24 protein-coding genes and 1 tRNA gene are annotated in these 24,495 nt (G+C 67.3%); 15 read left to right on the forward strand and 10 right to left on the reverse strand.

Features of this window, described 5'->3' with window-relative positions:
• Positions 1 to 418 precede the first annotated feature (418 nt).
• Positions 419 to 3,592, forward strand: coding sequence for an adenosylcobalamin-dependent ribonucleoside-diphosphate reductase (locus tag NDI86_RS15530; RefSeq protein ID WP_310901352.1), 3,174 nt, complete (start codon positions 419 to 421; stop codon positions 3,590 to 3,592).
• A 73-nt stretch (positions 3,593 to 3,665) separates the two neighbouring features.
• Here NDI86_RS15530 and NDI86_RS15535 read toward each other — a convergent pair whose 3' ends face one another.
• Together NDI86_RS15535 and NDI86_RS15540 are read right to left on the reverse strand one after the other, a co-directional pair.
• Positions 3,666 to 3,956, reverse strand: coding sequence for a DUF7526 family protein (locus tag NDI86_RS15535; RefSeq protein WP_310901353.1), 291 nt, complete (start codon positions 3,954 to 3,956; stop codon positions 3,666 to 3,668).
• Between the two features lie 178 nt (positions 3,957 to 4,134).
• On the reverse strand, positions 4,135 to 5,652 hold the full coding sequence (locus NDI86_RS15540) for a molybdopterin-dependent oxidoreductase (RefSeq protein WP_310901354.1): 1,518 nt from the start codon (positions 5,650 to 5,652) through the stop codon (positions 4,135 to 4,137).
• Between the two features lie 96 nt (positions 5,653 to 5,748).
• On the opposite strand from NDI86_RS15540, the gene NDI86_RS15545 reads away from it, so the two are divergent.
• Both NDI86_RS15545 and NDI86_RS15550 read left to right on the forward strand, forming a co-directional pair.
• Positions 5,749 to 5,868: an HVO_2523 family zinc finger protein gene (locus NDI86_RS15545; protein ID WP_310901355.1), complete on the forward strand. Its 120-nt coding sequence runs from the start codon at positions 5,749 to 5,751 to the stop codon at positions 5,866 to 5,868.
• A 47-nt stretch (positions 5,869 to 5,915) separates the two neighbouring features.
• Positions 5,916 to 8,507 carry a PAS domain S-box protein gene (locus NDI86_RS15550; RefSeq protein ID WP_310901356.1) on the forward strand — a complete coding sequence of 864 codons (2,592 nt, stop codon included), beginning with the start codon at positions 5,916 to 5,918 and terminating at the stop codon, positions 8,505 to 8,507.
• Here the strand turns inward: NDI86_RS15550 and NDI86_RS15555 are convergent.
• Complete coding sequence (locus tag NDI86_RS15555) at positions 8,482 to 9,144, reverse strand: TVP38/TMEM64 family protein (RefSeq protein ID WP_310901357.1); 663 nt, start codon at positions 9,142 to 9,144, stop codon at positions 8,482 to 8,484. The two genes, NDI86_RS15550 and NDI86_RS15555, sit on opposite strands and share 26 nt — an antisense overlap.
• A 91-nt stretch (positions 9,145 to 9,235) precedes the next feature.
• Positions 9,236 to 9,412, reverse strand: coding sequence for a DUF7317 family protein (locus NDI86_RS15560; RefSeq protein ID WP_310901358.1), 177 nt, complete (start codon positions 9,410 to 9,412; stop codon positions 9,236 to 9,238).
• Positions 9,413 to 9,656: 244 nt separating this feature from the next.
• Here NDI86_RS15560 and NDI86_RS15565 point away from each other — a divergent pair, with 244 nt between their 5' ends.
• Positions 9,657 to 10,025 (forward strand): DUF5830 family protein, encoded by a 369-nt coding sequence (locus tag NDI86_RS15565; protein WP_310901359.1) that lies wholly within the window; start codon positions 9,657 to 9,659, stop codon positions 10,023 to 10,025.
• A 39-nt stretch (positions 10,026 to 10,064) separates the two neighbouring features.
• Here NDI86_RS15565 and NDI86_RS15570 read toward each other — a convergent pair whose 3' ends face one another.
• Positions 10,065 to 10,994: a DUF7115 domain-containing protein gene (locus NDI86_RS15570; RefSeq protein ID WP_310901360.1), complete on the reverse strand. Its 930-nt coding sequence runs from the start codon at positions 10,992 to 10,994 to the stop codon at positions 10,065 to 10,067.
• Between the two features lie 109 nt (positions 10,995 to 11,103).
• On the opposite strand from NDI86_RS15570, the gene NDI86_RS15575 reads away from it, so the two are divergent.
• Positions 11,104 to 11,248 (forward strand) — tRNA-Met (locus NDI86_RS15575).
• A gap of 253 nt (positions 11,249 to 11,501) precedes the next feature.
• On the opposite strand, the gene NDI86_RS15580 is transcribed toward NDI86_RS15575, so the two are convergent.
• From NDI86_RS15580 to NDI86_RS15590, 3 genes are all read right to left on the reverse strand, one after another.
• Positions 11,502 to 13,232 carry an FG-GAP repeat protein gene (locus NDI86_RS15580; protein WP_310901361.1) on the reverse strand — a complete coding sequence of 577 codons (1,731 nt, stop codon included), beginning with the start codon at positions 13,230 to 13,232 and terminating at the stop codon, positions 11,502 to 11,504.
• Between the two features lie 208 nt (positions 13,233 to 13,440).
• Positions 13,441 to 13,821, reverse strand: coding sequence for a nuclear transport factor 2 family protein (locus NDI86_RS15585; RefSeq protein WP_310901362.1), 381 nt, complete (start codon positions 13,819 to 13,821; stop codon positions 13,441 to 13,443).
• A 170-nt stretch (positions 13,822 to 13,991) separates the two neighbouring features.
• Positions 13,992 to 14,561: a response regulator transcription factor gene (locus NDI86_RS15590; RefSeq protein ID WP_310901363.1), complete on the reverse strand. Its 570-nt coding sequence runs from the start codon at positions 14,559 to 14,561 to the stop codon at positions 13,992 to 13,994.
• A 146-nt stretch (positions 14,562 to 14,707) separates the two neighbouring features.
• Between NDI86_RS15590 and NDI86_RS15595 the strand changes: the two genes are divergently transcribed.
• The 4 genes from NDI86_RS15595 (at position 14,708) to NDI86_RS15610 (ending at position 16,806) form a co-directional block, all read left to right on the forward strand.
• Complete coding sequence (locus NDI86_RS15595) at positions 14,708 to 15,145, forward strand: pyridoxamine 5'-phosphate oxidase family protein (protein ID WP_310901364.1); 438 nt, start codon at positions 14,708 to 14,710, stop codon at positions 15,143 to 15,145.
• A 40-nt stretch (positions 15,146 to 15,185) separates the two neighbouring features.
• Complete coding sequence (locus NDI86_RS15600; RefSeq protein ID WP_310901365.1) at positions 15,186 to 15,596, forward strand: DUF8009 family protein; 411 nt, start codon at positions 15,186 to 15,188, stop codon at positions 15,594 to 15,596.
• 203 nt (positions 15,597 to 15,799) lie between these two features.
• On the forward strand, positions 15,800 to 16,042 hold the full coding sequence (locus tag NDI86_RS15605) for a DUF8028 family protein (protein ID WP_310901366.1): 243 nt from the start codon (positions 15,800 to 15,802) through the stop codon (positions 16,040 to 16,042).
• Between the two features lie 101 nt (positions 16,043 to 16,143).
• Positions 16,144 to 16,806 carry a ribonuclease H family protein gene (locus NDI86_RS15610; protein WP_310901367.1) on the forward strand — a complete coding sequence of 221 codons (663 nt, stop codon included), beginning with the start codon at positions 16,144 to 16,146 and terminating at the stop codon, positions 16,804 to 16,806.
• A gap of 15 nt (positions 16,807 to 16,821) precedes the next feature.
• Here the strand turns inward: NDI86_RS15610 and NDI86_RS15615 are convergent, their stop codons facing one another.
• Positions 16,822 to 17,715: an NAD-dependent epimerase/dehydratase family protein gene (locus tag NDI86_RS15615; protein WP_310901368.1), complete on the reverse strand. Its 894-nt coding sequence runs from the start codon at positions 17,713 to 17,715 to the stop codon at positions 16,822 to 16,824.
• 178 nt (positions 17,716 to 17,893) lie between these two features.
• Between NDI86_RS15615 and NDI86_RS15620 the strand changes: the two genes are divergently transcribed.
• Positions 17,894 to 18,148: a DUF8015 family protein gene (locus NDI86_RS15620; RefSeq protein ID WP_310901369.1), complete on the forward strand. Its 255-nt coding sequence runs from the start codon at positions 17,894 to 17,896 to the stop codon at positions 18,146 to 18,148.
• A gap of 210 nt (positions 18,149 to 18,358) precedes the next feature.
• Here NDI86_RS15620 and NDI86_RS15625 read toward each other — a convergent pair whose 3' ends face one another.
• A complete protein-coding gene (locus NDI86_RS15625; RefSeq protein WP_310901370.1) occupies positions 18,359 to 20,614 on the reverse strand; it encodes an NADP-dependent malic enzyme in 2,256 nt (751 codons plus the stop codon).
• A gap of 113 nt (positions 20,615 to 20,727) precedes the next feature.
• Between NDI86_RS15625 and NDI86_RS15630 the strand changes: the two genes are divergently transcribed.
• The 5 genes from NDI86_RS15630 (at position 20,728) to NDI86_RS15650 (ending at position 24,493) form a co-directional block, all read left to right on the forward strand.
• Positions 20,728 to 21,228 carry a COX15/CtaA family protein gene (locus NDI86_RS15630; protein ID WP_310901371.1) on the forward strand — a complete coding sequence of 167 codons (501 nt, stop codon included), beginning with the start codon at positions 20,728 to 20,730 and terminating at the stop codon, positions 21,226 to 21,228.
• A 77-nt stretch (positions 21,229 to 21,305) separates the two neighbouring features.
• Positions 21,306 to 22,103: a basic amino acid ABC transporter substrate-binding protein gene (locus NDI86_RS15635; RefSeq protein ID WP_310901372.1), complete on the forward strand. Its 798-nt coding sequence runs from the start codon at positions 21,306 to 21,308 to the stop codon at positions 22,101 to 22,103.
• Between the two features lie 4 nt (positions 22,104 to 22,107).
• A complete protein-coding gene (locus tag NDI86_RS15640; RefSeq protein WP_310901373.1) occupies positions 22,108 to 22,779 on the forward strand; it encodes an amino acid ABC transporter permease in 672 nt (223 codons plus the stop codon).
• Positions 22,776 to 23,519: an amino acid ABC transporter ATP-binding protein gene (locus NDI86_RS15645; protein WP_310901374.1), complete on the forward strand. Its 744-nt coding sequence runs from the start codon at positions 22,776 to 22,778 to the stop codon at positions 23,517 to 23,519. The genes NDI86_RS15640 and NDI86_RS15645 overlap by 4 nt, the downstream gene beginning before the upstream one ends.
• On the forward strand, positions 23,516 to 24,493 hold the full coding sequence (locus NDI86_RS15650) for an amino acid ABC transporter permease (protein ID WP_310901375.1): 978 nt from the start codon (positions 23,516 to 23,518) through the stop codon (positions 24,491 to 24,493). Before NDI86_RS15645 ends, NDI86_RS15650 begins: the two co-directional genes overlap by 4 nt.
• Positions 24,494 to 24,495 lie beyond the last annotated feature (2 nt).

Here is a 24,495-nt window from a genome sequence, read left to right on the forward strand (position 1 = left end):
GTCACGTGCTAATCGCCCGACGGCGTCACGTCTGACGCGGACGGTAAGCTTCGATATCGGGTACCACTCGGCGGCAGTCTCTACCTGAAACCCCCACTAGTTTCCACTGGATTTCCCACTCTCATCGGGCGGTTAGTGGGGTCCTCGTTTCACTTTCACTGCGGTCTACTCACCATTAATAAGTAACCGCCGTTGCTAGTGGTCGTACACGAGCAGTTCGTACCCTGCCGCCGGCATCGCTCAACAACCACCGTAGTCTAAACTATCTGATAGCTACGGCACCTGACACGAAACTGAGAAAGCAAGCGTTATACCACATCCATGAATACCTATTCGCCGCCAGAAATGACCGGAACTCGGAGCACACCAAAACGGGACATCGGCCAGGAGCGGGGCGCTACAGTGGGGAGGACGACGGATGAGTGACGCGGAACTCACCGCCGACGAACTCACCCTCCCGATAAAGCGAACCGAGGGGGAGACACTCGAAGACCGGCTGACAGGAAACGCCTACCACAACATCCTGCCCGCACGATACCTCCGCAAGGACTCGAACGGGGACCTCGTCGAGGCCCCGGAGGACCTCTTCGAACGGGTCGCGAAGAACATCGCGCTGGCCGAGGCCGTCTTCGAGGCCGACAAGCGAGACGTCGACATCACCGTCACGCCGGACCAGCTAAAACCCGACCACCCGCGACGCGACGAACTCGCCGCGGACGTGTTCGGCAAGGGGACCTCCGCGACGGACGACGCCGAGACGACGCTGTCGGTCTACAACGTCAACAAGTTCGCCTACGACACCGTCGTACCCGAGCTTCCCGACTCGGTCCGCGACCACGTCGAGGAGACGGCCGACGCCTTCCAGGCCCAGATGGAGTCGCTCTCCTTCATGCCGAACTCGCCGACGCTGATGAACGCCGGCGACGAACTCCAGCAGCTCTCGGCGTGTTTCGTCGACTCGCCGGCCGACGACATCGACGACATCCACCAGACCGCCAAGGAAGCCGCCCAGGTGTTCCAGTCCGGCGGCGGGATGGGCTACGCGTTCTGGAAGCTCCGACCCTACGGCGACCCCGTCGGCTCCACCGGCGGCATCGCCTCCGGTCCCATCACGTTCATGCGGACCTACGACCAGATGTGCGAGACCATCGCCCAGGGCGGCGCCCGACGGGGCGCCCAGATGGGCGTCATGCGCGTCTCCCACCCCGACGTCATCCAGTTCATCCACGCCAAGAACAAGGACGTCTCGCTGGCCGAGACGCTGCGCCTGAACGACCCCGACGACTTCACGCACAACTCCTTCGCCGAGGCCCTGGAGGAGGCCCGCGAGCTCATCGACGACGACGGCAAGGTCCCGAAACACCTCCGCAACGCCGTCGAGGGCCATCTCTCGAATTTCAACATCTCCGTCGGTATCACGGACGACTTCATGGACGCGCTGAAAGCGGGCGAGGAGTTCACGTTCACCAACCCCCGCACCGAGGAACCACACATCGCGACCGCCGAGACCAAGGAGCTGTACTCGATGTTCGACCTCGGCGAGTACGTCGAGGTCGGCGACGTGCTCTCCATCCCCGCCGAGAAACTGTTCGAGCGCATCGTCGAGGGCGCCCACGAGAACGGCGAACCCGGCGTCATCTACCTGGAGCGAGTGAACAAGCAACACTCCTTCGACGTGGAGGAGCATCCGGACCACCAGATTCTCGCCACCAACCCCTGCGGGGAGCAGCCCCTGGAGGAGTACGAGGCCTGTAACCTCGGCCACATCAACCTCTCGACGCTCGCGGCGCTCGATGCCCCCGACTACCGCGTCTGGGCCGACGAACACGCCGACGAGTACGACTCACAGGAGGCGGCCATCGACGCCTTCCTCGAGGAGGCGCTGGACATGGACGAACTCGACCACCGCATCGAACTCGGGACGCGCTTCCTCGAGAACGTCGTCACGATGTCCGACTTCCCGGTCGAGAAAATCGAGCAGAAGGTCCGCGAGATGCGGAAAATCGGCCTCGGCATCATGGGGCTCGCTCAATTGTACATCCAACTGGGCGTCGAGTACGGCTCGCCGGAGGCGAACGAAATCGCCCGGCAGGTCATGCGCCACATCAACCACGGCTCGAAGCAGGCGAGCCGCGAACTCGCCGAGGACCGTGGCGTCTTCGAGGAGTGGGACAACTCCAAGTACGCCGACCCCACCGAGTACCGAGAGTGGTTCGAGAAACAGACCGGCGAGGACGCCGACGACTGGGCAGACGGCTTCCCCATCCGCAACCACAACACGACGACCATCGCGCCAACCGGCACCACGTCGATGATCGGCAACACGACGGGTGGCTGTGAGCCCATCTACAACGTCGCCTACTACAAGAACGTCTCCGACGACGTCCAGGGCGACGAGATGCTCGTCGAGTTCGACGACTACTTCCTCCGGGCCTTAGAGGACAACGGCATCGACGTCGACGCCGTCAAGGAGGAGGCCCAAGAGCAGATGGCCAGCAACGCCTTCGACGGCGTGGACGGGCTGACGACGGTGCCGGACGCCATCGGCGAACTGTTCGTCACCACCGGCGACCTCTCGGCGCGGGACCACGCGGGCGTCCAGGTCGCCTGCCAGGAGGGCGTCGACTCTGCCATCTCCAAGACGGTCAACGCCCCGAACGACTCCACCGTCGAGGACGCCGCAGAGGTGTTCCAGTACATCTACGACCACGGCGGCAAGGGCGTCACCTACTACCGCGACGGCACCCGCAGCAAGCAGGTGCTGACGACGCGTGCCCAGAACACCGAGTTCGCCGACATGGACGCCGAGGAGGTCGTCGCCCAGATAGAGGCGATGTTCGGCGGCATCGAGGGCTTCCTGGAGGACGACGCGGTGCAGGCCGCCCTCGACGAGTCCGTCGAGGAGATGCTCTCCGTGGCCGACGGCGAACACAGCGAGTTCGCCAAGAAGGCCTCCCGACCGGACGTGCTCCACGGCGTCACCCAGCGCATCGACACCGGCTACGGGAAACTGTACGTCAACATCAACGAGGACCCCGAGGCCGAGCGGCCGTTCGAACTGTTCGCCAACATCGGGAACAGTGGCGGCTTCACCGCCTCCTTCACCGAGGCGCTGGCAAAGACCATCTCGACGGCGCTCCGTTCGGGCGTCGACCCCGAGGAGATAGCCGACGAACTGCAGGGCATCCGGTCGCCGAAGGTCGCCTGGGACAAGGGCGAGCAGATTCAGTCCATCCCGGACGCCATCGGTACGGCCCTGCGCCGGTACCTCGACGGCGAGGTCAACAAGGCCTACCCGCAACAGACCACGCTGGAGGAGACTGCCGACGAGGACGCCGACGCCGCCCACCAGACCGACGGGGGTCCGGCGTCCGTCGACGCCGGAGCACAGCAGACAGGGTCTGCTGGCGGACCGCAGGCCAGCGGTGCGAGTCAGACTGACGCCGGTCCGCAGGCCGACGCTGGGCAGGACGCCCAGCAGGACCTCATCGACGCCGGGGAGAGCCCCGAGTGTCCCGAGTGTAGCTCGATGACGCTGTACTACTCGGAGGGGTGCAAGACCTGCGAGTCCTGTGGCTGGTCCGAGTGCTGAACCCGAATCGCTAACGAACGAACCCGCGGCCAGACGGAGCGTGTGACACCGGAGCCGCCTTCGCTTTCCCCCGCTACTCTATCTCGATGACCTCGTAGACGCCGTCGACGGTCGTGAAGTCGACTGTCGCCTCGATTTCCGTGCCCTCCTCGGCGCCCTCGTCGGAGACGAGGGTGACCGGCGTAATTGGGTCCCGTTTGAAGAAGGCGACCAGCCGCTCGAAAAGGGAGGGCACCCCGCCTTTGCGACAGACGAGGAGGTACCGGGAATCGGCCAGCTCCGCGACGGTCCCGTCGAGTTCGTAGTCGCCCTGCTCGTCGGGCTCGACGACGTGGATGACCTCGCCCGTTATCTCTCTGGGCATACCTGGTCGTGGTGGCCGAGCCGGATGGATGTTTCTGGTTAGGTATCGCTGTGCTAGCGATGTTGCGCACTGTTTGAACAGCCAGAGAGTCCCGGCAGCCTTCGTTCAGCCAGCCGCCCCGTTCGGTCCCGCCCGACGCTGCTTGGCGGGCTGGCACGATTCACGGAAGCGGCCCCGACTACGACTGGAACTCCTTTGTGACCCATCCCGAGGGACCGGTCGGCACGGGGCCGGTCTCCTCGCTGGTCTGGACGTTGCCGTCGCGGTCGACCATCCGGACGACGGCCGTATGCGTCGAGCCCGGCGGGTCGTAGCTGTATTGCCACTGGCGCCAGGCGTCCTGGGCGGGGCCGTCGCCCTCGGCGGCGGGCAGGGGCTCCGAGAGGGTCGCTTCGGACCAGGAGTCGCCGCCGTCGGTCGACACTTCGACCTTCGAGACGCCGCGTAGGCCCGCGTAGGCGTGGCCGGCGAGTTGGCGCTCGCCGCTGTCCAGTATCGCGTCGTGTTTGAGCGTCGCGGTGGGTTTGACCGGGCCGGTCCCCTCCCAGCCGCGCTGCTCCCAGTAGCCGTCGACCTCGCGGTTCAGCAACTCGATCTCGGTGAGCCACTTCGTGTTGACCTCGCCCCAGTGGCCCGGAATCACGGCGCGGACGGGGTAGCCGTGGCCGCGGGGCAGCTTGTTGCCGTTCATGCCGTAGACGGCGAGGCCGCGGTTGAACGCCTCCATTGGGAACTCCACCTCGTAGCCGTCCTCGGCCTTGAGCAGGACGCAGTCGCAGTCGCTCCGGACGCCAGCCCGCTCGACGAGTCGCCGGAGCGGGACGCCGGTCCAGAGGGCGGTGTCTATCTTGCTGCCGTTGAGGCTGTCGCCGACACAGCGCAGGGTAGAGAACTGGTTGACGGCGTTCATCTCTCTGAGTTCGTCGTAGTCGACGGTGACCTCCGACTCGACGGCGCCGGTTATCGACAGCGTGTACTCCTCGACCGTCGGGTTGGGGTCGACGGCGTTGATGTCGACCTCGTAGAAGTTCTCGCTCACGAGCGGCTCGATACCGTCGATGTCGAACGAGCGCTCTTCTGCGGTGTCGAGTTTCGCCTGGACGTCGTCGTCGTCGACGCCCTGGCCCTCAAGCGACGGGGCCGTCCCGCCCGTCGACGTCCGTCGCCAGCCGACGCCGACGCCGACGGCGGTGGCGCCCAGCGCCACGCCGACCGTCGAGAGCGCCCGGCGGCGCTTCGAGGAGATGGGGTCCGTGCTGGTGCGGTAGGCGTCGAACGCCTGGGCGAGCGCGACGACGGCGACGGAGGGGACGACCGGGCCCAGCGCGAGGACGAGCCGCCCGGTCAGCCCGGCGGTGACGAGCCAGGTGACCACCGCCGTCCCGAGGGTCGGCACCACGCGGTTGTTGGCCCGCCGGCCGGCGAGTATCGCCCCGGTGATGCCCGTTGCGAACAGCAGCCAGACCAGGACCACGGCCGTGAGTAGGTTCAGTTGCTGGCCGAGACTGCCCAGGGTCTCGATGGCGAAGGTGACAATCTCGCCGGGCATCGTCCGCGAGAGCGTTCGCTCGACCGGTGAGGCGACGAACGCCGGGGTGGAGCCGGTCGCGGCGTAGGAGCCGGCGACGCCGGCGGCGCCGGCGGCCAGGCCCGCGAGCAGTTGCCCGCCCCGACTGTCGAGCAAGGCGTCGTTCATGCTTACGGCTTGGCTAACCCGCTCAAAAGGTGTTTTTCCAAGACTGTTCCAATTTCGTCCCAAAGAGCGATAGTGGGGCGGCCCGTCCGCGGTGGTATGAGCGACGACGGCGGCCGGCCCTGTCCGCTGTGTGACCGGTCGATGTACCACCGACACTGCAAGTACGTCTGCCCGGAACACGGCGTCGTCTACGACTGTGCCGACACGTTCTACTGACGCCGACTGCTGGCGGATTTATAGGGATGGAAATATAGTATCTGGCAATGAGCAGCGAGGGGGACATCCGGGTGCTCCACGTCGACGACGAACGGGAGTTCGCGGAGGTCGCCGCCATGCACCTCGAACGGGCCGACGATGGGCTGGACGTGGTGACCGAGGTTTCGGCCCGGGACGGACTCAGCCGGCTCCGCACGTCGGCGGTCGACTGCGTCGTCAGCGACCACGACATGCCGGAGATGAACGGACTGGAGTTTCTAAAGGCCGTCCGAGAGGAGTTCGAGGAGCTGCCCTTCATCCTCTTTACCGGGAAGGGCAACGAGGAGATAGCGAGTGACGCCATCAGCGCGGGAGTCACGGAGTACCTCCAGAAGGACGTGGGCACCGACCAGTACACCGTTCTGGCGAACCGCATCCGACGGGCGGTCGGGGAGACCCGTGCCAAATCAGCCCTGGAGGAGTCCGAGCGACAGCTCTCGACGCTCATCTCGAACCTCCCGGGGATGGTGTATCGGGCGCGCAACGAGGCCGACTGGCCCATGGAGTTCGTCAGCGACGGGGCCGCCGACCTGGTCGGATACGAGCCCGAGGCAATCGAGTCCGGCGAGGTGATGTGGGGCACGCTCATCGACGACGAGGACGCCGAGCGAATCAACCCGCTGGTCGAGGCGAGCATCAGCGCCGACGAGCCGTTCGAGGTGAGCTACCGGGTCACGACGGCCGACGGCGAGCGGCGGTGGCTGTGGGAGCGGGGTCGAGTCGTCGGACGCGAGGACGGCGTCGAGATTCTGGAGGGGTTCATCACGGACATCACCGCCCGCATCGAGCGCGAGCAGGAATTGGAACGCGAACGGGAGTTCACGGAGAACCTCGTCGACACGCTGGACGACGTGTTCTACCTCGTCAACCTCGACGGCGAGTTGCTGCGCTGGAACGACACCGCGACGGCGGTGCTTGGCTACAGCGACGAGGCGCTCTCGACGATGACGGCCTTCGACCTCATCCCCGAGGCGTTCCACGACGAGGTCAGCGAGACCATCGAGCGGACCGTCCAGACCGGTCAGGCGACCTTCGAGGCGCCGCTGGTCGACGCCGACGGCGAGCGCATCCGCCACGAGTTCCGGGGGTCGCTCATCGAGGACGGCGCCGGCGAACTGCTCGGCGTCGCCGGTATCGCCCGCGACATCACCGACCAGCGCCAGCGCGAGCGGGAACTCGAACAGTACCGGACGCTCGTCGAGAACGTCGGCGACCCGATGTACGTCCTCGACACCGAGGGGCGGATACAGATGGCCAACGACGCCATGGTGGACCACCTGGACTACGGGCGCGAGGACATCGTCGGCGCCGACCCCGAGAAGTTCATGCCGCCCGACGACATCGAGCGAGCGACGGCGGTGCTGTCCGACCTCCTCGGGTCGCCCGAGCGGACCTGGGAGACCGTCGAGATGCGGACGGTCGACGTCGAGGGGACCCTGACGGTCGTCGAGAACAAGGTGGCGCCGCTGGTCGACGCCGACGGCGAGTTCGTCGGCTCAGTCGGCGTGATGCGTGACGTGACCGACCGGAAACAGCGCGACCGGGAGCTGGGTCGCTACGAGACCATCGTCGAGGCCGTCGGCGACCCGGTGTACGCGCTCGACGAGGACGGCGTGTTCACGTTCGTCAACGAGGCCATCGAGCCGATGACGGGCTACGCCCCCGACGAACTCGTCGGCGAACACATCGGTGTCATCATGACCGACGAGGACGTACAGCGGGGCGACCGACTCATCCAGGACCTGCTCGCGGACCCCGACACCGACAGCGGGACCCTGGAGATGGACGTGGTGACGAAGTGGGACGAGCGGATTCCATCCGAGAACAACCTCGCCTTGCTACCGACCGACGACGACTTCGCCGGCACCGCCGGTGTCATCCGGGACATCCACGAGCGCAAGGCCCGCGAGGAGCGCCTCGCGGAGTTCGCGAGCGTCGTCAGCCACGACCTCCGAAACCCGCTCAACGTCGTCCAGGGACGGCTCTCGCTGGCCCTGGAGACCGACGACGTGAGCCACCTCGACGCCGCCGCAGGGGCCGCAGACCGGATGGAACAGCTCATCGAGGACCTGCTGACGCTCGCCCGACAGGGCGACTCCGTCGGCAGCGTCGAGGGGATAGACGTCGCGACGGCCGCCGAGAGAGCGTGGGCCAACGTCGATACCGTCGGCGCGACGCTCGAACTGGTCGACACCGCGACCGTCGACGCCGACCCCGACCGACTGCGGGAGCTCCTGGAGAACCTGTTTCGCAACAGCGTGGAACACGGGGGGTACCACCACGGCGCGACCTACGACGCTATCTCCCGTCGCCCCCCCGACGACTCGGCCCTGACCGACCTGACGGTGACCGTCGGGACGATGCCGGCCGAGAGCGACGCCATGACCGGGTTCTACGTCGCCGACGACGGCCCCGGTATCGCGCCCGAGGACTACGAGAAGGTGTTCGAACGGGGGTACACGACGGCCAAGGGCGGCACCGGGTTCGGCCTCGCCATCGTCGAGGACATCGCGACCGCACACGGCTGGTCCGTGCGGGTCACCGAGAGCGAGTCGGGCGGCGCCCGCTTCGAGTTCACGACGAGTCGGGCCGACCACTGAAGTGGCGGTAGGTCGGGCCGGCAAGCACCAGCACCGCGAGCGCGCCCAGCAGGACCAGCAGTTGCGGAAGCGCCTCGATAGAGAGCCCCTGGAGCGTCAGCGACCGCATCGACGCCCCGGCGACGACCTCGACGACGACCCACGGAATCTCGCCGACGAACGTGCCGACGACGAACGCCCGCGTCGAGACGCCCGCAAAGCCGGCGCCGTAGGAGACGGGGTCCGCCGGCACCGGCGAGAGTCGGGCCGCCAGCACGCCGCGTGTCTCACCGGTCACCTCGATGATGCGCTGGCCGGACTCGCCCAGCCAGCCGAACATCCCGCCCTGCTCGCCGGCCCGCTCGGCGAACCGATAGGGGATGAGACAGGTCACGAGCGCGCCCATCAGCGCGACCGGAATCCCGTAGCCGACGCCGAGGACGAACCCGACGAAAGCCGACAGCGGCATCGTCGGCCACGCGAAGAAGGGGCGGACGAGATACAGCGTGACGATGACGCCCGCGAGATACGCCGGATGGTCGCCGAGATGCATGGCCTCGCGGATGAGTCGGCCCGGCGAGAGCACGAGCGCGACGACGGCCACAGCGACGACGAGGACGGCCGACCCGAACAACTGTTGCTTCGCGAGGCGGTCCATCTACACGTGTGAGTGGGACGGGCCGTCAAACCTCTTGTGGTCAGCCGTCAGCGGGGACCAGTATAAAAAGGGGTCGGAGCGGTCTCCGGTGTTAGTAACGGGTCGTCGTCGCGGCGTCCTGGTCTTCGGACCGCAGGGCGACACCGTTAGCGCGGAGTTCCGACGCGAGTTCGCCTTCGCTGACCCCTGCTCGGGCGGCTATCTGAGAGAGACTCAGCTCCGTGGTCCGGTACAGTTCGACCGATTCGCCGAGCGGTGTGTACGTCATTGCAATCACACGTAACGCTTCGATTGTTATAACTCTTGCCCGGAAAACGACATAATTGTCACGAAAAGCCCGGTTTAACAGTGAACTATCGACATATATACTTCTATAGATGGACAATCGTCATAATCAGATACTGGTCGAACAGTGGCGAGTTGCCAGCCGTTCTCACGAGAACGGTTTCCGTGGCGCCCTCGACGCCCCGCAGTCGGTAAGGATTAATCCGGTCGCACTCGTCGAGGCGGGTGTGTCCGACGACGAGCGCGACCCCGTGGCACTCGGGGTCGAACTGCTTGCCCACCTGGAACACGAGTCGCTGTCGGTCGCCGAGGCGATAGACCGCATCGAGACGGTGACGACCAACCCAGCGGTCCAGCGCGAGATTCTCGACACCGCGGCGATGCGGGGCGTCATCGACCGCGAGGACGGCCTCGTCCGCCCCCGCTCCGGCGGTTCCTACGTCAGTTTCGAGGCCGACGTCGTGGTCCGAGAGGGCGAGTTCTCCTGTGAGCGCTGCGGTGCCTCGCTCAGTACGGGTCACTTCGTCCAGTTCGACGGCGGCGAACTCGGGCCCTTCGGCTCGACGTGTATCCGGAACGTTCTCGGGAGAGAGTAGCGAGAGACGGCGTCTCGGCGAAGAGTTCGAACGAACCGCTCAGCGACCCTGTCGCAGTTCGTCGATGAGCGTCTCGATGGTCGCTTCCTGGGCCTCGATGCGCTCGCTCTGTTGCTCGACGGCCTCGGTGAGTCGCGCGACCTGCTGTTCGAGGGCGGCGATGTCGCCGTCCTCGGCGTCGGCCGCGGGGGCGGCGGTCTGGCCGCCGGTTTCGGGTGCCACCGCCGCCGCGGTCGTGGCCGTTTCCTCACCGTCGTCCTCGTCGCTCACCAGCGGGTCGATGCCGCTCTCAAGTCCCAGGCCGCCGCCGTCGTCGGGTTCGTCCTCGGTGTCGGCCGCGACCTCGGCGTTGAGGTCGGCGAGCGACGACACGTCGTGGTACGCGAACAGCGACTCCTGGAGCGTCTTGCGGACCGCGGAGGCCTGGTTGCTCGGCGCCTTGATTCGCTCGGGGCGACCGTCGACGGTGAGTACGACGGCCGTCGCGACCGACCCCTCCTCGAAGTCGAGGCCGGTGACGGCGTCGAACGGGTAGGACTCGAAGTCGTTGTCCCAGGTGACGCTGCCCAGATGTTTCAGCAACCGGCCCTCAGTCACCACGAGCGTGAGTTCGCTGAAGCGGAAGACGCCGGTGACGCTTTCCTCCTCGCCGATGGCGGTCGAGCCCCGCAGCGCCCCTTCCAGCAACTGTTCGAGGACCGCGTCGGCGCGGCTCCCGGGGACCCCGAACTCCCGTTTCCCGTCGGTGTAGACGAGGGTGAACTTCGTCTTGCGACGGCCCTCCGAGATGGTCAGCCGCTCGAAGTCGAACGGGTAGGCCTCGACTTTCTCGTCGCTCAACAGGCCCTCGCCGCGGTAGACGAGCGTTCGCGTCGGTGTGAAACAGACCGCGTCTTCGTCGCCGAGCGTGACGCCGGCCTGGATCTCCTCGTCCCCGAGCTCCTGCCGGACGAGGTCTGGAATATCCATGCAGGGTGCATACCGGCGCGGTGGCTTAAATCCCCCGACCGTGTGAGGGCGCCACAGTCTCCGGGGAGATGAGAACCTTCAATACGGCGAGTGGCAAACCATCGACTGCGCCCGGGTGGCTTAGCTGGACATAGCGCCGCACTCATAGGGTCACACGACTCATGCGGTACCACACCGGCATGACCCGTGGGGTGCTCGTCACACCCCGGACCTGGGTTATGCGGAGATCGAGGGTTCGGAGCCCTCCCCGGGCATTTTCCGAGGAACCACGACCGACGGGAGTGGTGACGCCGTGAACTGTCCCTGTGGCGACGGAGGGTCTCGGCGAGGGAAGCGCAGTCGCTTGCGACCGCGGACTGCGAACGGAGCGGGACCGAAGGTCCCGCAGGTAGTCGGGCGGCACCGCCGCCCGACGACGGCGAAGCCGTGAGCGAGCCGAGAGCGCAAGCGCGTGCTCTCCCCGCGGAGCCCGGCAGACAGCGAGCAAACCGCGCAGTCGACCGAGAGTCACCGCTGGAAGAGATACGCCGACCCCGAGTTGGCGGCGCTGCCGCCCCGCTCGTCGACGGCACAGACGAACGCTCTCTCGCCCGCCAGCGCGACGTCGGAGCCGAACCTGTCGTAGGCGTCGCCGTCGTCGGCCGTGAGCTTCGTGAGTTGGCGCCAGTCCGACCCGTCGCGGGCGAAGATGTAGGCCGCGCCCGTGGCCTCGTTGCCCACGCCGTCGAAGACGTCCGAGCCGACGAGCATGCGGTCGCCGTCCAGCGAGAGCGAGTAGCCGAACCAGCTGTGTGTCTCCCAGTCGTCGGGCGTGAGTTTCGCCTGCTGGCGCCAGTCTGACCCCTCGCGGCTGTAGACCCAGGCCGCGCCGGCGTCGACTCCGGACGCGTCCCCCTTGTGGGCGTCGTGGCTCGCGACGACCGCCGTGTCGTTCTCTACCGCCACCGTCTGGCCCTGCTGGTCCTCGTTGTTGACGGTCTCGCTCCGGAGGAACGCCTGCTGGCTCCAGTCGCCGTCCGAGCGGGTGAACACGAGCGCGCCGCCGGCCGAGGCGTAGCCGTAGTCGTAGTAAATCGTGTACGGGGCGCCGACGACGACGGTGTCGCCGTCTATCGCCACGTCGTCGCCCAGCCCCTCGGCCTCGTCGTCCACGTCGGTCCTGGTGTCTTCGAGCGTCGCCGTCTGACTCCAGGTCCCGTCGGAGCGGGTGAAGACGTAGGCGAGGCCGTCGCTGTCCCCGTCGGTGTCCTCGGCTTCCGGCGCGCCCACGACGGCGGTGTCGCCGGAGACGTCGAACGCGCTGGCAAAGCCATCGTCGGCCGCGAGGTCGTCGGGCGCGAGCGTCGCCTCTTTCGCCCAGTCCCCGTCCGAGCGGGCGAAGACACACACCGAGTCGTTCTGTTCGCCCTCGCCGGGCGCGTCGACGAGGACCGTCTCGCCGCTGATGGCCACGTCGTTCCCGATGACCGCTGTCTCGGTACCCAGTTTCGCCTCCGTGACCCAGCCGTGGTCGGTGAGCGTGAAGACGTACGCGGCCGCCTCGCCGTCGGCGCCGACCACGGCCCGCTCGCCGTCGATGGCGGTGGCCGCGGCGAAGCCGGCGTCGAGCCCGCCTCTGGTGACTTTCCCGACCTGTGCCCACTGCTCCCCGGGCGAGAGCCGCTCCAGTGAGACGCGCATGAGGTCCATCGGCGAGCCGATGTCGTCACCGTCGCTGTCGGTCGCGGTGACGTTCTCGTAGTACGCAGACACCGGCCGGGTGTCGTACACCGTCGAGACGCGATAGACGGCGTCCGTCTCCAGTGAGTCGTCCTCCCCGACGAACACCCAGCTGCCACACGGCTGTTCCCAGGGACCGTGCCCGCTGGGGCCCCCGGACAGTTCGACGTCCGCGTCCGCGGTGACGGTGTAGGCCCGACACCGCCGGCGCATCCCGCCCTTTGCCGACGGGTCGGGGACCTCGACGGAGATACCTGTCTCGCCGTCGCGGTCCTCGGCCACTCGCTCGACGTGGAAGGTGCCGCCCCAGCCCTCGACGTTCGGGACGCAGTCGACGTCGTCCGCGCCCGTGAGCTTCCGGTACGACGAGCGGGTGATGTAGCCGACCACGTCGTCGCTGTCGTCCGCGGCGACGCGCTTTCCCGCCAGCGCTGTCGCCAGCAGTCCCCCACCGGCGACGACACCGCTGCGAAGGACGTCCCGCCGGTTCACCTGTTTCGCTCCCTTCTGGTCTGACATGAATTTGGCCTCGGGTTCGCTACGGCGTGGTATCGATTAGTTACGGACAATGTACGTACCAGTTCGACAGGAGTAGACAGTGATACGCTTCAGGTAGATGCGTCCTACTACCGACTCCCGGATGGGCGCGAACAGGCTTGCTAAATCCGGGCATGGGACGACCGCAACGCGCCGTCCGGCGCGTCGGGATGCGGGTAGCTATCCGTCTCTAGAGGTCCGTCGCGACGCTGACGTGCAGCCCGACGAACGACCAGTCGCCCGCCCGGTGTTCCAGCGTCCCGCTCCAGCGGGTGTCGAACTCGTGGCGCTGCCCGCCCTCGTCCCACGCCAACCCCACGTCGTCGCTGAACCACGCGACGGTGTCCCGCTGGGTGACACGCAGGTCGCGGCTGTCGACGGCCCAGTCGCTCGTCGACGCGGTCTGGTCGCGCAGCCCCTGCTTGACGCTGTCGGCACCGACCAGTCGCTCGGAGACGCCACACTTCACGACGGCGTCGTCCTCCGGTCGGTCGTCGGCGAAGAAGGTGTCAAGCGGCGCGCCGTGGCGCAGCGAGTCGTAGTAGTCGTGGATGGTGGCCCGGGCGTCCATACCGGTGTATTCGGCGGGAGGAACTTACCGCTGTGGGGCGAACCGCTGTCCGGGCCCGTCTGAATCAGGGGTATGCGCGCAGCCATCGACAATGGGCCCGGTGACATCACCGTCGAGGAGGTCCCGCGACCCGAAATCGAGGCTCCGACCGACGAGCACGTGGTCGGCGCCTAGCCGCTCGGGAAGTCCCGGAACGCCGATTCGAAGTCGTCTATCTCCGTCGCGGCGGCGTTTGCCGCCTCGCGCAGGGTCTCGACCCGCTCGCTGACCTCGCGGTACTCCTCGTGTGCGTCGAGTTCGACGGGGTTCTTCTCGGCTTCGAGCGTGGCCTTCTTCGAGGCCATCGCGAAGTACTCCTGGACCTGCTCGTCGTAGGAGTCCCGCGTCCGCATCGTCTCGACCGTCTCCAGCAGGTCGGTCCGGTCCACCGGCTTCGTCAGATAGTCGTCGAACGGCATCTCGACGATGTCGAAGTCCGGAGTGACCGCCGTGACCATCACCACGCGGCAGTCGACGCCCCGTCGCTCTATCTCGGCCAGCACTTCGTCGCCGGACATCTCCGGCATCTGCCGGTCCAGAAACACCACGTCGACGCCGTCGACGAGTCCGAGCGCCTCCCGCCCGCCGTTGGCACTCCGAACGTCGTGTGCAGTGTCGAGCCACGCCGAGTATAGCTCGGCTACGTCCCGTTCGTCGTCGACGACGAGCACTGTCGCCTCTTCTGTTGCTGTCGTTTGCACCCTTGCTCCTCCAGTCGATTGTTGCGGCTCCGTGTCCGACGATACCTCGACTACCAAGATAAATCCCCGCTCGGAATTATCAGAGTTGATTGTTCAGGTCGGCACTACCCCAGCTTAGTTACCCGCGGCGGTGCTATGGCCCGACGATGGTCACGGTCACCGGCGCGTGGTCACGGGCAGGCGTCGTCGCGTTCCTCGAGGAGCAGACGGTACCGATACGGCTTGGCTGTCGGCGGCCGCGCGGTGACCCCTGGATGCTCTCGCTGTGGTACCGCTACCGGGACGGCGCCTTCGAGTGTGCGACGGCGGCCGACGCCGACGTCGTCTCCTATCTCGAACACGACGACACCGTCTCCTTCGAGGTGTCGACGAACGACCCGCCATATCGGGGCGTCCGCGGCAACGGGACGGCGACCGTCGCGCCCGACGAGGAGAAAACGGTGCTACGGGCGCTACTGGAGCGGTATCTCGGCGGGACCGACGGCGACCTGGCCCAGCGCCTGCTCGCCCCGTCGCGCGAGGAGGTCCGCATCCGTATCGCGCCCGACCGACTGCACTCCTGGGACTACTCGGACCGGATGTGACTCCGTCGCTGCTTTGTACCGTCCGCCCGTACACCCGTCGATGACCCCCGACCCGTCGGTGCTCCGGTCGCTCGCCGTCAGCGCGACGGACCTGGTGGCGGCGGTGGAAGCCGACGCCCGCGGCGGGCCGCCGACCGTCCTGCGGGTCACGCCGCCCTTCAGCGGCCGGATGCGCGCCCGCTTGCACGTGGTCCAGACCGACGAGGACGACGAGACGCTCCACGTCCCGCCGCGAGCGCTCGTCGACGACGCGCCGCCCTATCCACCGGCGGACGAGACGGCCGACGAACTCCGCTCGCGCGAGGACCTGACGTACTCGGTCGACCGCCACCGCGAGTACCACGAGCGGCAGGTCGACGCCTGGCGGTCGGCGCTGCTCGACCACGTCGTCGAGTCGGTCACGCTGTCCGGCGTCGACGGCGAGATAGCCGTCTCGCTGCTCGGGCCGTAGTCTCCGGAGACCACCCGAGAGCTACGTATTTTCGTCTGTGGGACGTGACCGCGTCAGCCGACCGAATAAAACCTCTCACGGGTTCTGCGACCGTCGTGAAACGTTCGCAAGGCAGCTTCTAGTAACGTGAAACGGGACGAAATATACCGAAACCTCTCTCGGTTATAAGACGGTCACTCCTGTACTCTGTGGCAGGAACACTCATGTCGAGTTCGTCAGTAAACGAACTGTTCGCCCTCCTCGACGACACGGTCCCGAGCGTCGGCCGGTCACTCGTAGCGCCCATCCGCGGGGTCGCCTTCTGGACGGCTATCGCCCTCCCCTTCCTCTACCTGCCGCTGCTCGCGACCGGGCTCCAGTCCTCGGCCGTCCGCACGGCCTTTGGCGCGCTGGTGCTTGCCAACGCAGCGGCACTGCTCGTCGGCCACTCCCACGCCAGCGAGTAGGGCCGGCGCGCCGCCGGCCAGCGACGGCGAGCCACCGGTGTGTCGGTCTCCGGGCCTGTTCCGGGCCACATATTTAATATCATGCTTGTCTTACCTAACCTATGGCCGCTTATGGCCGGCCGACGTTACGAGACCTGTTCGACGAGTCACCCACGCCGCACATCGCCCACCCGCCTCGTAGCCACCATCGCGACTTCTACATCGCTACCGATGGCTCGTTCCGACCGCACAGCGGTGGGCCGGTAAACGGCGACCGGACGCCGACCGAGTCCGGCGGGCTGGGCGTCGTCGTCGAGACGCTCGACGGCGAGCGCGTCCTCCGCCTGTCGGTGCCCGACTGCGCCCCGGACAACAACGTCGCGGAGTATCGGGCGCTCCACCTGGGGCTCGACGTCCTCGCGACACGGGCGCCCGAGGACGCCCGCGTCGGACTGCTCATCGACCACGACCAGCTGGCCGAGAACGTCAACGCCGAGGTGCTCGCCACGCACGGCTCGGCCTACGACCCGCCACACGGGGTGCAGGTCCCGCGGGCGACGGGGCTGCACTGGCGGGGAATCCAGGCTCGCATCAACGGCTTCGCGGAGGTGCGGGCCGCGCGCATAGAGAGCGACCGGAACCCGGCCCACCCGCTGGCCAACGCGCCCGACCAGTACGACCACGTCAACGCCGAACCGGACCGCTGTCTCCGGCCCGAAGCGGCGCGCTCGGAGGAGCGGGTGCCCCCGCCCTCGCGGGCCGACCGCGGCGAGGCCTCGGACTGACGACACCAGCGCCGCTCAGCCCTCGTCCCGCCAGCGCCGCTGGGGTTGCCAGTCGAACAGCGACGTCGCTTTCGCGGTGTCGACCAGCGAGGCGTACTCGCTGTCGGGGAACCCGTCACGGAGCTCCGCGTCCGGATACACCTCAGCGAGCAGTTCTCTCGTCGGCGTCTCCGTCACCGTGTCCGGGGCCGACACCCAGACCCGCTCGTGGCCGTCGAACGACGCGGTGACCGTCGCCTCGACCAGCGAGACCACGTCCGAGACGTGGGCGTAGGCAAACAGCGTGTTGCGCTGGGTCCGGAAGTGCTCGGAATCCCGCAGCGCCGCCAGCCGCCGGTCCGGTTCGACGAACGTCTCGCGGGCCATCTCGTCGTCGACCACCCACGGGAACCGGAGGCTGGTGATGGTCCGCGGGCCGTCGCTCCGGCGGGCGAAGCCGTCCGCGAGTATCTCCAGCGTCTGCTTGCCGAGGCCGTAGGACGTAGAGGGTGTCGGCCGCTGGCTCTCGTCGACCGGGAACTCGTCGACGGCTATCGGGTCGGGTTCGAACCCGCCGCCGACGGCGCTCAGACTGGAGGCCAGCGCGACGGTGTCGATGCCCAGCCCGCTCGCCGCTTCCAGGACGTGATAGGTGGACATGGCGTTGCTCTCGAAGGTCCGGTACCCGGGGCCCGATTCCGGCGTCGGAATCATCCCGAGGTGGACGACGGCGTCGGCGTCGCTCTTGGCCAGCGAGCCGTACACCTCGCCCATCTCCAGCGTGTCCGTCCGGAGGTAGGCGTCGGCGTGTGACTCCTCACGGGACCCGCGCGAGAGGTTCACCGTCCGGTATCCGACGCCGGACAGATGGTCAAGCACCGCTCGCCCGATTTGCCCGTTTCCGCCTGTCACAGCGACAGTGTCGGTCATGACAGCACCTACACGCGTCGCACGGAAAAGAGGCCGCTGGTCGACTGTCGACAGTCGGATACGCGACTCATAACTTACTACGATAGTCGAACGAGTCTTTCGAGACGTTTACCCAACGTCACACGACTAAAATTTTAAGTGGGGGTAGCGACAGTGTTGTACTGTGAGGCGACGACAGATGAGTACCCGTAGCGATAGCTCTCCCGGTCGCGGACGGACGCAACGCCGCGGGACGAGCTACACGGCGCCGGTCACCCGGTACGACGCCGTGCTCCTGCTCATCCCGGTGATATTCCTGCTGGCGGTCGGTGCCGTCGCCGTCTTCGGCGTCCCGGTACCGACGGCGATGGCTGCCGGGTCCGCTCTGTCGGTGGTCGCGGTCACCGACGCGCTCTTTCTGAACCCGCCGACGGGCCGCGGGCCGACGAACTGAGCGCGCCGTTCCTTCGGTCGAAAACGGCTCGCCCTCGCCGTGCTCGGGCGAGGTGCTACTCCTGCTGTGCGTCCACCACAGCCACGCCCGCCAGGTCGACGACCACCTTTTTCGTCGTCGCCCTTTCTCACTCGCCTCGCTCGTTCCGAGGCGGGCTCCTCGAAAAACGTGGGCGAAAACGGCTCGCCCTTGCCGTGCTCGGGCGAGGCGTTACTCCTGCTGTGCGTCCACCACAGCCACGCCCGCCAGGTTGACGATGTCCTTGACCTCGTCGCCGCGCTGGAGGACGTGGACCGGCTTGTCCATCCCGACGAGCATCGGGCCGATGGCCTCCGCGCCGCCCAGCCGCTGGAGCAGTTTGTAGCCGATGTTGCCCGCTTCGAGGTTCGGGAACACGAGCACGTTCGCGGGGGCGTCGAGTTCGGAGAACTCGTAGGTGCCGGTGAGGATGTCCTCGACGACGGCGGTGTCGGCCTGCATCTCCCCGTCGACCGGGAAGTCGACGCGGTCGTCGGCCTGTAGCTTGGCGACGGCGTCGCGGGGTTTCTGGGTCCCGGCGTTGTCGACGCTGCCGAAGTTCGAGTACGACAGCATCGCGGCGCGGGGCTCGACGTTGAACCGCCGAGCCAGGTCGGCGGTGTGGCGGGTCACCTCCGCCAGCACGTCGGCGTCGGGGTTCTGATTGACGGTGGTGTCGGCACAGAAGACGACCTGGTTCTTGAACGTCAGCATGTAGACCCCGGCGGCGTAGTCGGCGTCCTCGGCGGTGCCGATGACCTGCAGCGGCGGGCGCAGCGCCCGCGGGTAGTGGTGGGTCAGCCCCGTCAGCATCGCGTCGGCGTCGCCCATCTCCACCATCACGCTACCCAGGTAGTTCCCGTTGCGCAGCAACTCGCCGGCCTCGCGGCGAGTGACACCCTTGCGCTGGCGCAGTTCGTGCAGCCGGTCGGCGTAGGCCTCGATGTCGGCGGTCTCGGGGTCGACGACCACGGGGTCGAACTCGAGCCCGAACCGCCGCCGGGTGGCCTCTATCTTCTCGGCGTCGCCCAGTAACACCGGTTCGGCGATGCCCTGGTCGACGAGCTGGTAGGCCGCCCGAATCATCTTCTCGTCGTCGCCCTCGCCCAGCACCACGCGCTTGGGGTCGCTCTTGGCCTTGTTGAGTACGACGCGCATCATCTCGCGGGATTTCCCGAGGCGGGCTTCGAGTTCCTCGACGTAGGTGTCGTGCTCCAGTTCGGTGCGGGCCGCGCCGCTCTCCATCGCCGCCTCGGCGACGGCGGGCGTCACCTCGAACAGGACCCGCGGGTCGAGCGGCTTCGGGATGATGTACTCGGGGCCGAACTGCAGGGGCTGGTCGCCGTAGGCCTTCACGACCGCGTCGGGGACGTCCTTGCGCGCCAGATCGGCCAGCGCCTCCGCGGCGGCGACCTTCATCGCCTCGTTGATTTCCGTCGCGCGCACGTCCAGCGCACCCCGGAAGATGAAGGGAAAGCCCAGGACGTTGTTGACCTGGTTCGGGTAGTCAGACCGACCGGTCGCCATGATGACCGTGTCGTCGCGGGCGTGTTTGGCCGTCTCGTAGTCGATTTCGGGGTCCGGGTTCGCCATCGCGAAGATGATCGGGTCCTCGGCCATCGACCGGACCATCGCCTCCGAGACGATGCCGCCCACGGAGAGGCCGACGAACACGTCCGCGCCGTCCATCGCGTCCGCGAGGTCGCCCTCGGGCACGTCGCGGGCGAAGGCGGACTTGAACTCGTTTAACTTCTCGTGGTCGGCCCGGTCGGCGGTGATGATGCCCGAGGAGTCACACATCGTGATGTTCTCGCGTTTCGCGCCCAGCGAGACGTAGAACTCGGCGGTCGCGATGGCGCTCGCGCCCGCGCCGGAGAAGACGATGTCGAGGTCGGCGATGTCCTTGCCGGCGAGGTCCGCGGCGTTGACCAGCGCCGCCCCGGAGATGATGGCCGTACCGTGCTGGTCGTCGTGGAAGACGGGGATGTCCATCGTCTCGCGGAGTCGCCGCTCGACCTCGAAACACTCGGGCGCCCCGATGTCTTCGAGGTTGACGCCGCCGAAGGTCGGCTCCATCGCACTGATGGCGTTGACCATCACGTCCACGTCCTCGTCCGTGTCGAGTTCGATGTCGAAGACGTCGATGTCGGCGAAGCGCTTGAACAGCACGCCCTTGCCCTCCATCACCGGTTTCGACGCCTCGGGGCCGATGTCGCCCAGTCCCAGCACCGCCGTCCCGTCGGAGACGACGCCGACGAGGTTGCCCTTCGCCGTGTACCGGAAGGCCGCCTCGGCGTCGGCGGCGATTTCCTCGCAGGGGGCGGCCACGCCCGGCGAGTACGCCAGCGAGAGGTCACGCTGGGTGTTGGTCGGCTTCGTCGTCGCTATCTCTATCTTCCCGGGCGGGTCCTGACTGTGATACTCCAGTGCGTCCTCGTCGAGTCCCATAGGGGTACGCGGTCAGGCGCCCGTATAAATGTACGCTGGGTCATGGGCGGGTATCGGACCCGTCGCGACCGCAAAGAGCGATTCATAAGTACGTCGAGTCCGCAGTGTCGACTATGACCACCCGTTTCCGCCAGTTGCTCACGGCGACGACGGCGCTGACCTTCGCGCTCATCCTGCTCGGGGTGTACACGGGGGCCATCGGCGCCGGCCTGACCTGTGGCGCGCGCTGGCCGCTGTGTGACGGCTGGATGGGCCTGTTCCCGGCCAACTGGGCGAGCTTCGTCGAGTGGTTCCACCGCCTCGTGGCGATGATAACCGGCTTCGCCATCCTCGGTTCCACCGTGGCCGCCTGGCGCGGCGACTACGCCTCGCGCATCAAGTACGCCACCGCCGTCGCCACCGTGGTGCTACCGGTCCAGATACTGCTCGGGGCAAACACCATCCTCAACTTCGGCGCGCTCGCGCAGGTGCTCCACCACGCCGCCGCGCTGACCATCCTGGTCGCGATGGTCGCCGCCACGGCCTGGTCGTTCGACGCGCCCGCGACGTCGGCGGGCGCCGAATCGCCGGCCGACTCGGGCGCAGAGACGGACGCCACGCCGAGTTCGGACTGAGCCCGGGCTGTCGTCTGTCTTACAACAGGCGTTGTATCGTTCGTAACACTCATTTTCACATGCTACGATGGACGGGTATGTCAGACGAAGGACGCTCGCGGCGGCAGTACCTGACCACTGTCGGCGGGACGGCCGCCACGCTCGCTGTGGCCGGCTGTCTCGGCGGCGACGACAGCGGTAGTAACGGGGAGGACGAACAGACCATCACGGCCGGGACGGCGCCGGGGTTCCCGCCGTTCGAGATGAAAGAGGGCGGCGAACTCGTCGGCTTCGACATCGACCTGCTCGAGGCCGTCGTCGAGCAGACGGAGTACACCCTCAGCGGCTGGGAGGAGTTCGAGTTCGACTCGCTGACGCCCGCGCTGGTCAACGACAACATCGACGTCATCGCGGCCGGGATGACCATCAACGACGACCGAGACGAGACCATCGACTTCAGCGAGCCGTACTACTCCTCGGACCAGGCCATCGTCGTCCGCTCCGACGGGGACTTCTCGCCGGGGAGCCTCTCGGACCTCGCAGACCACCCTATCGGCGCGCAGAAGGGGACCACCGGCGAGGAGGAGGTCCAGAGCGAACTCGTCGGCGACGAGATAACCGAGAGCCAGTACAACGCCTACGACAACTACGTCCTCGCCATCCAGGACCTGCAGAACGGCAACGTCGACGCCGTCGTCATCGACGTCCCCGTCGCCAACACGTTCGCGGCGAACCGGCCCGTCGAGGTGGAGTTCGTCTACGAGACCGGCGAGAAGTTCGGGTTCGGCGTCCGCGAGGACGACGACGCGCTCCAGACCGCGCTCAGCGAGGGGCTGTCGACGGTACGGGAGGACGGCACCTACGAGGAACTGACCCAGAAGTGGTTCGGCGAGTAATCCCATGCAGGCTGGCGACTGGGCGTTCGTCCTCGACAACGTCGACTACCTGCTGACCGGCGCGGGGGTCACCGTCGGCCTCACGCTCGCCGCCCTCGCCGTGGGCTTCCTGCTTGGCTTCCCCGCCGGGGCCATCGAAGTGTACGGCGACGGCCTGCTGGAGCGGGTCGTGAGCACGGCCGGTGTCCTCCTGCGAGGGACGCCCATCGTCGTCATCATGCTCATGCTGTTTTTCGTCGTCTCCATCTCGCAGTCGGCGTTCGTGACGGCGGCGGTCGGGCTGGGACTGCGGAGCGCGGCCTACCAGTCACAGATTTTCCGCGGGGCGCTCCAGAGCGTCGACGAGGGACAGCTAGAGGCCGCTCGCGCCGTCGGGATGAGCCGGTTCGAGGCCATCCGACACGTCGTCGTCCCGCAGGCGCTGCGCCGGAGCATGCCGGGCTTTCAAAACGAGTTCACCATCGTGCTGAAAGACACGAGCATCGCCTTCGCCATCGGCCTCGCGGAGCTGCTGACGCGGGGGTACGACCTGTTCACACAGAGCGGGCGCTCGACGGCCGTCCTGGAGGTGTTCTTGGTCATCAGCGCGATGTACTTCGTGCTGACCTTCGCGACCAACCGCGGGCTGGACCGGCTGGCCGACTACTACGCGATTCCATCGGGAGAGGAGAGATGACACTGCTACGAGTCGAGAACGTCGACAAATCGTACGGCGACGAGGAGGTACTGAACGGCGTCAGCTTCGAGATGGACCGCGGGGACGTCGACGTCCTGATGGGGCCAAGCGGCAGCGGGAAGTCCACGATGCTGCGCTGTATCAACCGTCTGACCGACGTCGACAGCGGCCATATCTGGCTCGACGACACCGACGTCACCGCCCCGGAGACGGACGTGAACGAACTCAGGCAGGAGGTCGGGATGGTGTTCCAGGACTTCAACCTCTTTGCCCACCTCACGGCCCTGGAGAACATCACGCTCGGGCTGAAACGAGTGCGGGGCATGGGGAAGGCCGAGGCCCGGGACGCGGCCGCGGACCACCTCGACCAGGTGGGGCTCGCGGCCCAGGCCGACTCCTACCCGGCCGAACTCTCCGGCGGCCAGCAACAGCGGGTCGGTATCGCCCGCGCGCTGGCGATGGAGCCCAAACTGCTGCTGTTCGACGAGCCCACCAGCGCGCTCGACCCGGAACTCGTCGGCGAGGTGGTCGACGTGATGGCCGACCTCGCCGCGGGCGGGATGACCATGCTCGTGGTCAGCCACGAGATGGGCTTTGCCCGGTCGGCCGCCGACGACATCCACTTCCTCGATAACGGCCGCATCGTCGAGTCCGGCCCGCCCGAACAGCTGTTCGAACGACCGGCACACGACCGCACCGAGACGTTCCTCACCGGCCTCCAGTCGGGCGAGCACCGATGAGCGCCGAGGAATCCACCGTGGCCGACGAGGTCAGGACGACAATCGACGTCGACACCGACCGGCCGTGGGCCTGGCTCGGCCTCGCGGCGTTCTGGGGGTGGCTGGTCGTCCGCTGGGTCAACGACTTCCTGCTCCCCGAATCCATCGCGGTCCCCGGCGACCAGTCCTTCTTCCCCGCCGAGCCGTTCGCCTCGGCCGCCGAGTCGCTCGCCGCGACGGCGGCCTCGATGGGCGTCGTCGGCGGGCCGCTCGACTTCGTGGCCGGCCTGCTCTCCTTTGTCGCCGGCGCCATCCCGTCGCTCCCGGCGCTGGCGCGGGGCGCGTGGCTCACCATCGTCCTCACCGTCGCCGGCATCGCGCTCGGGTTCGTCCTCGCCGTGCCGCTGTCGGTCGCGCGGGTGTACGGCGGGCGGGGGCTGCGCTGGCTCTCGCTGTCGTACACCGAACTCATCCGCGGGACGCCGCTGCTGGCCCAGCTGTTCGTGCTGTACTTCGGCCTCCCGCTCACGCAAATCGTCAGGGAGATTCCCGGCGTCGGGGCGGGCTTTCTCCCCGGGACGGCGGCGCTGGTCGCGATACTGGGCTTTACCATCAACAGCGCGGCCTACCAGGCCGAGTACATCCGGTCGGCGCTCGAGTCGGTCGACGCCGGACAGCTCACGGCGGCCCGCTCTATCGGGCTCTCGAAGCGCGAGGGCATCCGCTACGTCGTCCTTCCCCAGGGGCTTCGCTACGCGATTCCCGGCTGGTCGAACGAGCTCGTCTACCTCATCAAGTACTCCTCGCTGGCGGCGTTTATCACCGTCCGTGAGCTGTTCTTCCAGGCCGAGTCTATCGCCAACGACACGTTCCAGTACACCGAACTGTACGTGCTCGCGGGCCTGTTCTACATCGCGCTGGTCGTCTCGGCCTCGGTCCTCATGAACCTCGTCGAGGACCGGACGGCGATTCCGGGCCTTGGCGGGCGGCGGTAGCG

This window comes from Haloarcula onubensis, assembly GCF_031624605.1.
Taxonomy (GTDB): domain Archaea; phylum Halobacteriota; class Halobacteria; order Halobacteriales; family Haloarculaceae; genus Haloarcula; species Haloarcula onubensis.